Origin of the sequence: Streptomonospora nanhaiensis, from assembly GCF_013410565.1 — a bacterium.
GTDB classification, from domain to species: Bacteria; Actinomycetota; Actinomycetes; order Streptosporangiales; family Streptosporangiaceae; genus Streptomonospora; species Streptomonospora nanhaiensis.
Genome location: NZ_JACCFO010000001.1, coordinates 1,906,575 through 1,920,045 on the forward strand (window position 1 = coordinate 1,906,575; position 13,471 = coordinate 1,920,045).

Annotated in this window: 7 protein-coding genes; 2 read left to right on the forward strand and 5 right to left on the reverse strand. The window is 72.9% G+C overall.

Features of this window, described 5'->3' with window-relative positions:
- Positions 1 to 39: 39 nt before the first annotated feature.
- Entirely contained in the window at positions 40 to 1,257 is a 1,218-nt protein-coding gene (locus tag HNR12_RS08210; protein WP_308118397.1) for a YdcF family protein, read from the reverse strand.
- Between the two features lie 411 nt (positions 1,258 to 1,668).
- Positions 1,669 to 4,347: a pyruvate, phosphate dikinase gene (gene ppdK / locus HNR12_RS08215; RefSeq protein ID WP_179766921.1), complete on the reverse strand. Its 2,679-nt coding sequence runs from the start codon at positions 4,345 to 4,347 to the stop codon at positions 1,669 to 1,671.
- A 465-nt stretch (positions 4,348 to 4,812) separates the two neighbouring features.
- Between ppdK and HNR12_RS08220 the strand changes: the two genes are divergently transcribed.
- Both HNR12_RS08220 and trhA read left to right on the forward strand, forming a co-directional pair.
- Positions 4,813 to 6,171 carry a DUF2252 domain-containing protein gene (locus HNR12_RS08220; RefSeq protein ID WP_179766922.1) on the forward strand — a complete coding sequence of 453 codons (1,359 nt, stop codon included), beginning with the start codon at positions 4,813 to 4,815 and terminating at the stop codon, positions 6,169 to 6,171.
- Between the two features lie 422 nt (positions 6,172 to 6,593).
- Positions 6,594 to 7,235, forward strand: a complete 642-nt coding sequence (gene trhA / locus HNR12_RS08225; RefSeq protein WP_179770488.1) for a PAQR family membrane homeostasis protein TrhA — start codon at positions 6,594 to 6,596, stop codon at positions 7,233 to 7,235.
- Positions 7,236 to 7,644: 409 nt separating this feature from the next.
- Here trhA and HNR12_RS08230 read toward each other — a convergent pair whose 3' ends face one another.
- The 3 genes from HNR12_RS08230 to HNR12_RS08240 all read right to left on the reverse strand — a co-directional run bounded on the left by HNR12_RS08230 (position 7,645) and on the right by HNR12_RS08240 (position 13,375).
- A complete protein-coding gene (locus tag HNR12_RS08230; RefSeq protein ID WP_179766923.1) occupies positions 7,645 to 9,036 on the reverse strand; it encodes a glycine--tRNA ligase in 1,392 nt (463 codons plus the stop codon).
- A 188-nt stretch (positions 9,037 to 9,224) separates the two neighbouring features.
- Entirely contained in the window at positions 9,225 to 9,533 is a 309-nt protein-coding gene (locus HNR12_RS08235; RefSeq protein WP_179766924.1) for an antibiotic biosynthesis monooxygenase, read from the reverse strand.
- 74 nt (positions 9,534 to 9,607) lie between these two features.
- Positions 9,608 to 13,375, reverse strand: coding sequence for a CDP-glycerol glycerophosphotransferase family protein (locus HNR12_RS08240; protein WP_179766925.1), 3,768 nt, complete (start codon positions 13,373 to 13,375; stop codon positions 9,608 to 9,610).
- Between the last annotated feature and the right edge of the window lie 96 nt (positions 13,376 to 13,471).

The following is a 13,471-nucleotide window of genomic DNA, read 5'->3' on the forward strand; positions in this document are numbered from 1 at the left end:
TTTTCCGCGTGACGTCGCCGACCCCGCTCGGCCGGGGCGTCAGGCGGCGTCGACCTCGATGTCGCTGCTGTCGCCGAAGATCCAGTAGTACCAGAGCGACGCCGTCTCGCGGGTGATGTACCAGAGCTGGGTCTTGCGCTCCAGCACGGCCGGGCCCGAGCGGGACGGCGACGTCGCGGCCTCGATGCCGAAGTCCTCGGCCATGAGGCGGGAGCGCAGGCTGTGCCAGGGGTCGCTGACGATCACGGCGCTGGACCACCCCTGCTCGGCGTAGACGCGGGCCACCGCGCGCATGCTCTGCAGGGTGTCGTTGCCCTCGCCGACCGCCACGACGTTCTCGGCGGGGACCCCCTGGGCCACGAGCCAGTCGCGGCCCGAACCCGCCTCGGTGAAGTTGTCGCCGGGCTGGTTGCCGCCGACCGTGACGATCATCGGCGCCACGCCCTCGCGGTAGAGGGTCTCGGCGTGGGCGAGGCGGGCCTCGAAGATCGGTGAGGGGCGCCCGTTGTACTGGCTGGCGCCCAGCACCACGATCGCGTCGGAGGCCGGCCGCTCGTCTGCGCGGGCGGTCAGCCAGACCCAGCCCCAGGTGGCCGGGGGGATCGCGACGGCCACGAGCAGTACCAGGGCGATGATCCGGCCGATGCGGAGCCGGCGGCGCCGGGGCGGGGGGTCGTCGGTGCCGCGGCCGCGCCGCCGGGAGCGCGGCGGCTCCGCCGGCGGGCGGGGGGCCGTGCGCGGGCGCTCCAGGGTGCGGGTGGTGTCGGCGCCGAGGCCGCCGGCGGCCGGGCGGTCGGCGCGGGTGTCGTCGGCGGCGGCCGCGCCGTAGGCGCCGCCCCCGCGCTCGGCGGCTGCGCCGTCGCCCGTGCCGTCCGCGCCGTGGGCGTCGTAGCCGCCGTAGCTCTCGGGCCGGGGAAAGGCGCGCCCGGCACGCGTGGCCGGGTCGTCGGCGCCCACGACGCTGCCCGGCACCGTGCCCGCGCCTTGGGCGACCGCACCGCCCGGCGCGCCCGCTCCGCCCTCGGCCGAAGGGCCCAGGGCGCCGGCACCCGCCGGCTCGGGGATCTCGCGGTCCGCCCGGGTCAGCGGCTGGGTGCGCGTCTCAGCGCCGCCCACGGGTGTGGCCCCCACCGCCCGGGTGTCGATGACGGGCTCGGCGTGGTCGCCGCGGACGAAGACGCGGGTCCCCTCGGCGTCGACGTCGAGCGCCCGGTCTGGCCGCGATCCACCCCCGTGGTCGCCCCCCGATGTCCGCACCTTCACCCCCCGATATCGATGAGTGGACTCGCCCGACGATAGCCGACATCCGTGCCGGTGACGGCTGTGTTCGCGGCCTTTACCGGCCGCGCGCCGGCGGCGCGGGCGCGGCGCCGCAGGCACGGGCTCCGCGGCGGTTGTTCCGCGCCCTGGTCCCGCACATATTACGGAAAGGTCACGGTCCCGGTGTGCGGACACGGGCGTGCGGAGCGTCACCCGCCGCCGCGGAACCGGCCGAGCGCACCGACGTGCCGGCGCCCTGACGCCCCCGGCGGGCAACCGTCCCGACCGCCCGCCTGGGCCCCGCCGCCGCTCCCGGCGGCACCGCACACGCCGCCGCCCGTCGGCCGCCGGTCGGGGCGGGTCCGCCGGGCGGCGGGGCCGGGGCCGATGCGGCCCCGGCCGGGGGACTCAGCCGCGGGCGGCCGCGCGACCCGCCTCCAGGCGGGCGACGGGTACCCGGAACGGGGAGCAGGACACGTAGTCCAGCCCCACCCGGTGGAAGAAGTGCACCGAGGCCGGGTCGCCGCCGTGCTCGCCGCAGACGCCCAGCTTGATCCCGGGCCGGGCCGCGCGCCCCTCGGCCGTCGCGATCTCCACCAGGCGGCCCACGCCCTCCACGTCCAGCGACTCGAACGGCGACACCCCGAACACGCCCTTCTCCAGATAGGCGGAGAAGAACGACGCCTCAACGTCGTCGCGCGAGAACCCCCACACGGTCTGGGTGAGGTCGTTGGTGCCGAAGGAGAAGAACTCCGCGTTCTCCGCGATCTGCCCGGCCGTCAGCGCAGCGCGCGGCAGCTCGATCATCGTGCCGACCGGGAAGTCCAGCTCGACCCCGTACTCCGCGCCGACCTCGCGCAGCACCCGCAGCGACTCCTCGCGGATGATCTCCAGCTCCTGCACCGTGCCCACCAGCGGGATCATGATCTCCGGGCGCGGCCGGCCGCCTTCACGCAGCCGCTCCGCCGCCGCCTGGGCGATGGCGCGCACCTGCATGGTGAACAGGCCGGGCACCACCAGCCCCAGCCGCACGCCGCGCAGGCCCAGCATCGGGTTCTGCTCGTGCAGCTTGTGCACGGCCTGCAGCAGCCGCAGGTCGTTCTCGTGGCGCTCGCCGCGCGCCTCGGCCACCGCCACCCGCACCGAGAGCTCGGTGATGTCGGGCAGGAACTCGTGCAGCGGCGGGTCGAGCAGCCGCACGGTCACCGGCAGGCCGTCCATGGCCGCCAGGATCTCGGTGAAGTCGGCGCGCTGCATGGGCAGCAGCGCGTCCAGCGCCTCCTGCTGCTCGTCCTCGGTGTCGGCGAGGATCAGCCGCTCCACGAGCTGGCGGCGGTCGCCCAGGAACATGTGCTCGGTGCGGCACAGGCCCACGCCCTCGGCGCCCATGCGGCGGGCGCGCGCGGCGTCCTCGGCGTTGTCGGCGTTGGCGCGCACCCGCAGCCGCCGGGCCGCGTCGGCGTAGTGCATGATGCGGTCGACGGCGCGGACCAGCTCGTCGGCCTGGTCGGAGGCGGGGTCGATCTCGCCCTCGAAGTAGCGCACGACGGGCGAGGCCACCACCGGCACCTCACCGAGGTAGACCCGGCCGCTGGTGCCGTCGATGGAGATGACGTCGCCCTCCTCGACCACCTCGCCGCCCGGCGCGACCAGCCGGCGGTTCTTGGTGTCGATGTCCAGCTCCTCGGCGCCGCACACGCACGTCTTGCCCATGCCGCGCGCCACCACGGCGGCGTGGGAGGTCTTGCCGCCCCGGCTGGTGAGGATGCCCTCGGCGGCGATCATCCCCTCCAGGTCGTCGGGGTTGGTCTCGCGCCGGCACAGGATGACCTTTTCGCCGCTGCGCGACCACTTGATGGCGGTGTAGGAGTCGAACACGGCCTTGCCCACGGCGGCGCCGGGCGAGGCGTTCATGCCCGAGCCCAGCACGTGGCCCTCGGCGTCGTCGGCGAAGCGGGGGAACATCAGCTGGGCGAGCTGGTCGCCGGTGACCCGGCCGATGGCCTCTTCCAGGGTGATCATGCCCTGGTCGATGAGCTGGTCGGCGATCCGGAACGCGGCCGCGGCGGTGCGCTTGCCCACGCGGGTCTGCAGCATCCACAGCTTGCCGCGCTCGATGGTGAACTCGATGTCGCAGAGGTCGCGGTAGTGGTTCTCCAGCTTCTCCATGATGGCCAGGAGCTGGTCGTAGCTCGCCTTGTCGATGCGCTCCAGGTCGGCCAGCGGCACGGTGTTGCGGATGCCGGCGACCACGTCCTCGCCCTGGGCGTTCTGCAGGTAGTCGCCGTAGACGCCCTGGCGGCCGGAGGCGGGGTCGCGGGTGAAGGCCACGCCGGTGCCGGAGTCCATGCCCAGGTTGCCGAACACCATGGCGCAGACGTTGACCGCCGTGCCGAGGTCGACGGGGATGCGCTCCTGGCGGCGGTAGAGGACGGCGCGGGGGGCGTTCCAGGAGCGGAAGACGGCCTTGATCGCCAGGTCCATCTGCTCGCGGGGGTCGGCGGGGAACTCGCGGCCGGTGTGCTCGGCGACGATCCCCTTGAAGACCTCCACGAGCTTGCGGTGGTCGGCGGCGTCGAGGTCGAGGTCGCTCGTGACGCCCTTCTGCCGCTTGACCTCGTCGAAGGCGTCCTCGAACAGCTCGCCGTCGATGTCCTGCACGGTCTTGCCGAACATCTGGATGAGGCGGCGGTAGGAGTCCCACGCGAAGCGCTCGTCGCCGGACTGCGCGGCCAGCCCGAGCACCGACTCGTCGTTGAGGCCGATGTTGAGGACGGTCTCCATCATGCCGGGCATGGAGAACCTCGCCCCGGAGCGCACGCTCACCAGCAGCGGGTCGTCGGGCTGGCCCAGGCGCTTGCCCATGGTCTCCTCAAGGGCGCGCAGCTTGGCGTCGATCTCGGCGTCAAGGCCCTCGGGCACGGTGCCGCTGGCGAGGAAGTGCCGGCACGCCTCGGTGGTGATGGTGAAGCCGGGCGGCACGGGCAGCCCGAGGTTGGTCATCTCGGCGAGGTTGGCCCCCTTACCGCCGAGCAGATCCTTGAGGTCCTTGTTGCCCTCGGAGAACTCGTAAACGTACTTGGGCACGGTGGCTCCCTGCTGTCGAAGGACCTGGACGGCCGCTCCTCCTCGAATGCGCGCGACTTTATCCTTCGGACGCCGTAAAACCTCTCACCCCACCCTACTATTGACATTTTCGCAGGTAGAAGCATTGCAAAAGGTCTAAACCAATGGTCCACCAGTGAACCACCGGCCACCCGGTCGCCGAGGGCACCTCCACGGCACCCGATCGCACGCCAAAGCAGGTGGAGACGGGTGTGACGGGTGAGGCGGATGCGCCGGGGCGGCGGTGCGGCTCGGTGGCCCAATCCCCCGCCCAGCCGCGCGGTCGGCGGCGCGCGCGGGCGATGGCCGGGGCCGCGGCCACCCACAACCGAACCGGTGATCACGGCCCCGAACCCCGTCGCCCCCACCGCGTTCTTCACCCCCTCGCCGCCTGAGCGACGCGCGCACCCGGGTCTCCCTCGTGCGGCGCGCTGGCATGATCGGGCTATGCCCGACTTTCGCGCGATGGTGAACGACTCCTCGCCCCAGTCCCGCCAGGAGCGGATCGTCACGACCCTGGTCGAGGCGTTCTCCGAACTCATGGAGGCCGACCCCGACGCCTTCCGCACCAAGTTCCGCAAGATGGCGGCCGACCCCTTCGCGTTCTACCGGGGCGGCGCCTGCCTGTTCTACGCCGACGTGGCCGGGTTCGAGGACCCCTGGGCCGACGAGCGCACCTCGCGGGTGTGGATCCAGGGCGACCTGCACGCCGAGAACTTCGGCACCTACATGGACGCGCAGGGCGTCCTCATCTTCGACGTCAACGACTTCGACGAGGCCTATCTGGGCCACTTCACCTGGGACGTCAGCCGGTTCGTGGCCAGCGTCGCCCTGCTGGGCCGCCGCAAGGCGCTGTCTGACGACGACATCGACGGCCTGGTGGCGGTCTACGTCCGGGCCTACATCGACCAGGTGCGCCGGTTCGCCGAGCACAGCGGCGACGAGGCGTTCTCGCTGCGCCTGGACACCACCGAGGGCGCCATCCACCAGGTCCTGCTGCGCAGCCGGATGCACAGCCGGGTGGCGCTGCTGGACTCCATGACCCGCGTGGAGCACTACGAGCGCCGCTTCCGCGACGAGGCGGGTGTGCGGCGGCTGGGCGAGGAGGAGCACGCGGCGGTGTGCGCGGCGTTCGACGCCTACCGCTCCACCATCCCCGACGACAAGCGCTTCCGCTCGATCGCCTACCGAGTGAAGGACGTGGTGGGCAAGGCGGGGTTCGGCATCGGCAGCGCCGGCCTGCCCGCCTACAACGTGCTGATCGAGGGCTACAGCGAGGCCCTGGACAACGACGTGGTCCTGTCCATGAAGCAGGGCAACGTCGCCGCGCCCTCCCGCGTGGTGCGCGATCCCCGGATCAAGGACTACTTCCTGCACCACGGGCACCGCACGGCCGTGTCCCAGCGCGCGCTCCAGGCGCACTCCGACCCCCTGCTCGGCCACACCGAGCTCAACGGGACCGGGTTCGTCGTCTCCGAGCTCTCTCCCTACTCCGCCGACCTGGACTGGAGCAACCTGACCGAGCCCGAGGAGATCGCCCCGGTCCTGGCCTACCTCGGCCGCGCCACCGCCAAGGCGCACTGCGTCTCCGACCGCGACTCCGACCAGACCCTGGTCACCGTGCAGACCGAGGAGGCGATCATCAACGTCCTCGACGGCCGCGAGGAGGAGTTCGTCGCCTGGAACACCGCCTTCGCCCGCGACTACGCCGAGCAGGCGCGCGTGGACCAGTCCCTGTTCGTGGACGCGTTCCGCAACAACGCCATCCCCGGGGTCCGCTCCACCGCCCGCGCCACGCGAACCTGAATCCCTCGCCCCGGCCGTGCGGGGGCTCGTGCCCGCACGGCGCCCGGGTCTCCCCGCCCTCCCGACCTCCCGCCCCTCCCCGACCGCTTCGGCCACCCCGGGCACCCGGCCATCCCGCTCCCAACGGCGGTCCTGTGCCCAGAGCCACAGGAATACGCGCGAGTAACCTACGGTTGCGTAGGTTAGTGTGGCTGTGGGCGCACCGCCCGCCGCATCGACCGCCCGAGCCGTCCGCGCCGGGGTGCGCCGCACGGCCGGCGGGCGCACGGGCGCCCGCGCCGAGCCGACAAGCGCTGAAGGAAGAAGGTGCACGGCAGGTGTGCGCACAGCAGTCCGATCCCGGCCCCCGGCAGCCGGAGCGCACGGGCGCCGTCCCGCCGGTCCGCGACCAGCAGGGCGCGCGCGGAATCGCCGCCGACCTCATGGAGGTCGTCAAGCCCCGGCTGCGCGGCTGGCTGCACCTGGGCACCGCCCCGCTCGCGCTGGCGGCGGGGATCGTCCTGGTCAGCCTCTCGCCGACCACCCCCGCCCTGGCCGCCAGCGCCGTCTACGCCGTCACCGCCGTCCTGCTGTTCACCACCTCGGCGGTCTACCACGTGGGCCGCTGGTCGGCGGCGGGCATGGCGGTGCTGCGGCGCATGGACCACGCCAACATCTACCTGATCATCGCGGGCACCTACACCCCGTTCGTGCTGCTGGTCCTGGAGGGCACGCTGCGCACGGCGATGCTCACCCTCATCTGGACCGGGGCCGGAGCCGGGGTGCTGTTCAAGATCTTCTGGGTGAACGCCCCGCGCTGGCTGTCGACCGCGCTGTACCTGGCCATCGGCTGGGTGGCGGTGCTGTTCATCCCCCAGCTCGTCGGCGGCACCCACCCCGCCGCCTGGATCCTGGTGCTCATCGGCGGCGTGCTCTACAGCCTGGGCGCGGTGGTCTACGGCGCCAAGTGGCCCGACCCCGCGCCGCGCTGGTTCGGGTTCCACGAGGTGTTCCACTCGCTGACCATCGCGGCCTACATCTGCCACTACATCGCGGTGTCGTTCGTCGTCTACGCGGCGACCTGACGGCGGACACTCCGCACGGCGCGGCCTGGAACGGGTTCCGTACCCGGGTGGAGGCGGGCCGCTCGGCGCCGGATCCGGCTGTCCTCAGAGTCACGATTGGCTTACGCGGTCGGACGTTTCGGAGGGAAACCCTCCCCCGGCCCGCCGCCCCCGACTACGGTGAGAACCGGTTCAACCGGAAGTGTGCGTCCGGTTGAACCAGTGAGGCGGCCGGAGACCAATCCCCCCGGGTCCGGTCGCCTCTCCGCGTTCCCGGGGCCCTCCGCGCCCGCCCCGGCCACCGGTCCCGCCTCCCGGCCCGCCGCACCCGCCGCGCCCGGCGCCGCCGCCCAACGCGAAGGCCGGGGCGGGAGCACCTCCCGCCCCGGCCGGGGCATCGCCTGCGGGCCGCCCCGGCGGGCGGCGCGCCTCAGCAGCCGGGCAGCCGCTCCACCAGGTACATCTCGACCTGGTCCAGCGACACCCGCTCCTGGGACATCGAGTCGCGCTCCCGCACGGTCACCGCGTGGTCCTCAAGGGTGTCGAAGTCGACGGTGACGCAGAACGGCGTGCCGATCTCGTCCTGGCGGCGGTAGCGGCGGCCGATCGCGCCGGCGTCGTCGAACTCCACGTTCCACCGCTTGCGCAGCCGCGCGGCGAGGTCGCGGGCCTTGGGCGAGAGGTCGGCGTTGCGCGACAGCGGCAGCACGGCGGCCTTGACCGGCGCGAGCCGGGGGTCCAGCCGCATCACGGCGCGCTTCTCCAGTTTGCCCTTGGCGTTGGGCGCCTCGTCGACGTTGTAGGCGTCGAGCATGAAGGTCAGCATCGCGCGGTCGACACCGGCCGCCGGCTCGATGACGTAGGGCACGTAGCGCTCGTTGTTCTCCTGGTCGAAGAACGACAGGTCGGTGCCCGACGCCTGGGAGTGGGTGGTGAGGTCGTAGTCGGTGCGGTTGGCGATGCCCTCGAGCTCGCCCCACTCCGAGCCCACGAAGTTGAACCGGTACTCGATGTCGACGGTGCGCTTGGAGTAGTGCGACAGCTTCTCCTGCGGGTGCTCGTAGAGCCGCAGGTTGTCCTTTGAGATGCCCAGGTCGACGTACCACTGCATGCGGGTGTCGATCCAGTACTGGTGCCATTCCTCGTCGTCGCCGGGGCGGACGAAGAACTCCATCTCCATCTGCTCGAACTCGCGGGTGCGGAAGATGAAGTTGCCCGGGGTGATCTCGTTGCGGAAGGACTTGCCGACCTGGCCGATGCCGAACGGGATCTTCTTGCGCGCGCTCTGCTGCACGTTCAGGTAGTTGATGAAGATGCCCTGGGCGGTCTCGGGGCGCAGGAACGCCAGGCCGGACTCGTCGTCCTGGACGGCGCCGAGGTAGGTCCGCAGCATGGCGTTGAACATGCGCGGCTCGGTGAACGACTTCTTCGCGCCGCAGTTGGGGCAGGCGAGGTCGTCCAGGCCGTTCTCGGGCGCGCCGCCGTGCTTCTCCTCGTAGGCTTCGAGCAGGTGGTCGGGGCGGAAGCGCTTGTGGCAGGACTGGCACTCGGTCAGCGGGTCGACGAACGCCTTGACGTGGCCCGAGGCCTCCCAGACCTCGCGGGCCAGGATGACGCTGGAGTCGAGGCCGACGATGTCCTCGCGCTCCTGCACCATCGCGCGCCACCACTGGCGCTTGACGTTGCTCTTCAGCTCCACACCCAAGGGGCCGTAGTCCCAAGAGGCGCGCAGACCCCCGTAGATCTCGCTGGAGGGGTAGACCAGGCCCCGCCGCTTGGCGAGGTTGACCAGGGCGTCCATTGCCTCAGACTTGGCGGCCATAAGCTCTCTCGATTCTCCATCCGGCTGGCGGTCGGTGGATCGCGCAACGTTGTTGATCCGGTGAGTGCCCAGCTTAAGGGACCGCCGGAAGGGCGCGTGCACCATTGGCGATACCGGCGGCGACCGGCCGCGACGGACCGCCGCGCCGGTGCCCCGCGCGCCGGGCGGGGGCGCGGGCCGGCGCCGGATCAGCCCTCGGCCGGGGCCCCGGCGGCGCGGTGCGCGACCACCTCGAAGGCGCTGGGCTCGTTGCGGGCCTGCGCGAGCAGGGGCACGGCGGCCACCCGCACGTCGAAGTTCGACAGCGCCCGGCGGTAGGCGCCGGCGCCGTCCCACTCGGTCACGACGGTCCACAGCCGCGGGTCGTCGGCGGCGCGCCCCACCCAGGAGCGGCGGAACCCCGGGCGCGCGGCCATGGCGGCCACCGCGGCCTCGGCGCGCGCGGTGAAGTCCTCGACCTCGTCGGGGGCGACGGTGAACCGGGTGATCACGACCACCCGGCCATCCTCTCACCCTCGGCGGGGCCCCGGGACACCCGGGCCGCCCCGGGCGGCCGGGCCGGCGCGCCCCGCTAGTCGGCGCCGAAGACCCGGTCCACCACCCGCTTGGCGGCCCGGCCGTCGTCCAGCGGGCAGAACTGGTCGGTGAACGCCTTGTACTTGGCGCCGTAGGCGGCGGCGACCTCGTCGACGTCCAGCAGCGCGCCGATGACGTCGTCGGACTCCTTGAGTAGCGGCCCCGGTGCGGTCTCCTCGAAGTCGAAGTAGAAGCCGCGCAGGTTGTCGCGGTAGCTCTCGATGTCGTAGGTGAAGAACAGCATCGGGCGGCCGGTGTTGGCGAAGTCGAACATCATCGACGAGTAGTCGGTGACGAGCACGTCGGTGATCAGGAACAGCTCCATGATCTCCGGGTACAGCGACACGTCGTAGACGAAGTCGCGGCCCACGATCGGCACGCTGTCGACCACCCGGGGGTGGCGGCGGACCAGCAGCACGTGGTCCTCGCCGAGCTTGTCGTACATCCGCCGCAGGTCCAGGTGCAGGTCGAGCTTGTGCTTGCCGCGCGTGTAGTACTTGTCGTCGCGCCAGGTGGGCGCGTACAGCACGACCTTCTTGCCCTCGGGCAGGCCCAGCCGCTCGCGGGTGCGCCGGGCGATCGCCTCGCGCTCGGGCGAGAAGAAGATGTCGTTGCGCGGGTACCCGGTCTCCAGGATCTCGCCGTCGAAGCGGAACGCGCGGCGCAGGATCGGCGTGGCCCAGGGGCTGGGCGACACCAGGTAGTCCCACTGCTGGGTCTCCCACGCCAGCTTCTCGTGGTAGTCGCGGGACTTGCCGCGGATGTTCTCGATGTCGAAGCCGATCCGCTTGAGCATCGAGCCGTGCCAGGTCTGCACCACGACCTGGCCGGGCCGGCGGGTGAACCACGCGGGCTGGCGGGAGTTGGTGACCAAAAAGGAGCTGCGGGCCAGCGACTCGTAGAAGTCGTGGCCGTTGTGCCGCACCCGGCGCAGGTCCTCGGGCAGGTTCACCTGGCCGTCCTTGACCAGCCACGACATCGGGTAGTCGGCCCAGCGCCCGCCGCGCGAGCGCAGCTCGGCGTAGATGCTGTGCGGGCTGTCGGAGAACTGGCGCCCGGTGTAGCTGTCGAACAGGATCTCCTCGCGGCCGCCCTCCTCGCGCAGCGCGGGGTAGACGGTCTCGCGCAGCCGCTTCTGCGCGAAGGACCCCTGCTCCTCGGGGCGCAGGTCGCTGCCCACGCGCAGCACCGGGACCTCGCTGCCGGAGTCCTCGAAGGTGTAGGCGCGCTCGGCGGTCTCCATGCGCAGCGGCAGCCGGCGCAGCAGGTCGGCGGAGATCTCGGCGCCGATGTCGGTGAGCCCGCCGTCCTCGCGGCGGACCCGGGCCCACAGCTGGTAGCCGCCGGCCGACAGCGGCAGGGTGCCCGACAGGGTGGGGATGTCGGCGGGGGTGAAGACGGCGCGGAAGTCCGAGCCGTCGCGCTCCAGGGAGACCGGGTGCTCCTCGTCGCGGCCGCGCGCCTTGAACACCAGCTCGGCCTGGGCCTCGGCGGAGTAGCGCCCGCTGATGAGCAGGCGGCGGCCCGACCACTCCACGTCGCGCACGACCGGGTGCGCCCAGCCGCCGCGCAGCCGCAGCAGCCCCGTGGCGGTGCGCTGCACGACGACCTCGTGGTAGCCGTCGCCGGTGCCGTAGGCGGCCGAGGCGACCTCGTCGGGCAGCACGACCTCGACGGCCTCGTCGTCGGGGGTGATGAGGTGGGCGCGCCAGTGCTCCTGGCGCAGCCCGCGCGCGCCCTCGTCCACGGCGTTGTCGATGAGGTCGGCCACGGGCACCCGCACGGTGAAGCGCGCGCCCACGACCTCCAGCGGGTAGGTCAGCCGCGCGGTGCCCGGCGAGCGGGTCAGCCGCAGGGTGCGCGCCTCGGCCGCGGGCGGAGCGACGAACTCGCCGCTCAGCACCAGTTCGGGGCGGGCGCCGCCGAGGCTGACGCGGTGCTCGGCGACACGGGCGCGCACCGGCGCCACGGAGATGGTGAGCTGGCTGTCGCGGTTCCAGTAGGGCCGCACCCACACGTTGTCGGCGACCTGGTGGTAGGGCGGGCGCTCGGGCGGGCCGCTGACCGGGTTGCCGATGACGCGGCGGCGCACCAGGCCGCGGTTGACCACGATCAGCTCCAGCCGCCAGTCGGTGGCCCGCCACTGGCCCGACAGCCGCAGCCGGGCGGGGTCGACGCTGATCTCGAAGCCGCCGTAGTCGTGGCGGGCGGCGGTGAGCACGTCGGGCAGCCGGTACTCGGCGGCGCGGCGCACCTTCACCGGCACGGGGATGCGCCGGCCGGTCTCGGTGTTGACGGCGAAGGCCAGCAGCTGCTGGTGCCAGCGCTTGGCGGCGCGCAGGTTGAGGATGCCCACGCGCCCGGCCACCACCAGCCGGCCGTCGCGCCACTCCACGCGCTCGGTCTTCTGGCGCACCTTCAGCTCGGCGTCCAGGCGGTAGACCTCGCGCGGCACGCCGACCTGGGGGTCCTCGAAGAACGGGTAGCGGATGAAGTAGTGCAGGCCGCGGCGGACCACGGGCGCCTTCTTCAGCTCCACGCTCTTCTGGAAGGTGATGGCCTCCAGCAGGCGCTCGTCCTGGCGCTTGCGCACCAGGTAGTAGTTGAGCCGGTGCAGCGGCGAGAGGCGGTCCAGGACCGGGCGGGCCACGGTGTCGAGGTAGGCGTTGGCCAGGTCGAGGAAGCGCGCCCGCGCGTCGTCGTCGGCGTCGTCCATGCGCAGCAGGATCACCCGCAGGTCGCCGCGCAGCACGCGGGAGTCCCACAGGTCGCGGTCGGCGCCGCTGAGGGCCGAGGCGAGCGCGGTGAGCGCGGTGATGCGGCGGGTGAGGGCGCCGATGCGGCTGCGGTCGTCGGCGGTGGTGCGGTCGCGGCGCAGGTAGACCGGCGCGGACAGCACGTCGACGGCCTTGGCGGCGAACAGCGCGCGCACGACGTCGAGGTCGCCGTCGAGGTCGGGGTCGGGCGCGGCGCGGCCGGCGGCGCGGTCGGGCAGGTCGGCCACGTGGTGGTGGGGCAGCTGCGTCCAGAAGGAGCGCCGCCACAGCTTGTTTCCGTGCAGGCGGTCCGACAGCAGGGCGGGGGCCGCGTGCACGTCCACGCCCGTGCGGGTCTTGGCGAAGCACTTGCGGTGCGCCGAGGAGGGCCGGGTGCCCAGCTCGTTGAACCGGTAGACGTTGCCGGTGGCCAGGTCGGAGCCGGAGCGCTCCAGGCTGTCGGCGAGGTAGGCCAGCGCGTAGCCGGTGAGGGTGTCGCCGCCCTCGACGAACATCAGGTACTCGCCGGCGGAGGCGGCGGCGCCGGCGTGCCGGGCGGCGCTGTGGGTGGGTCGGGTGTCCTCGACCAGCGCGGCGGCCAGGCCGGGCGGCGGGGCGGCGGCGAACTCGCGGGCGATGGCCAGGCCCTCGGCCCGGGCGGTGTCGACCGACTCGTCGCCTTCGTCGGTGTCGGGGTCGCGCTCCTCGGCGGTGCCGGGGTCGGCGGAGTCCTCGCCGTCGTCGGAGTCGTCGGTGTCGGAGGCGCTCTCGGCGGCCTCGGCGTCGGCGGCCTGGTCCGAGGCGGGGTCGCCGCCCGCGGCCGCCTCGCGCGCCTCGGCCTCCGCCTCGGCCGCGGCGCCCGAGGGCTCGGGGTGGGGCGCCACGGGCACCAGGACGACCTCGATGTCGCCGGGCGCGTGGTCCTTCTGGCGGCCCAGGGAGTCCAGGCTGTCCCGCAGGTGCGGCTCGGTGACGTCGAAGGTGACGATGACGCTGAACTTCGGCACGGAAAAACTACTCTCCCCGACGTGTCTGCATGCGGAGCGCGGGATCCGGACCGGCGGGGCCCGGCGCGACGGGGGGCCAACCTAGGTCACCGCGAG

Bases quoted from the DNA above. Each gene is read 5' to 3' on its own strand.
- trhA (WP_179770488.1), top strand. From the start codon at position 6,594: ATGGAGGTCGTCAAGCCCCGGCTGCGCGGCTGGCTGCACCTGGGCACC.
- HNR12_RS08230 (WP_179766923.1), bottom strand. From the start codon at position 9,036: ATGGCCGCCAAGTCTGAGGCAATGGACGCCCTGGTCAACCTCGCCAAG.
- HNR12_RS08220 (WP_179766922.1), top strand. From the start codon at position 4,813: ATGCCCGACTTTCGCGCGATGGTGAACGACTCCTCGCCCCAGTCCCGC.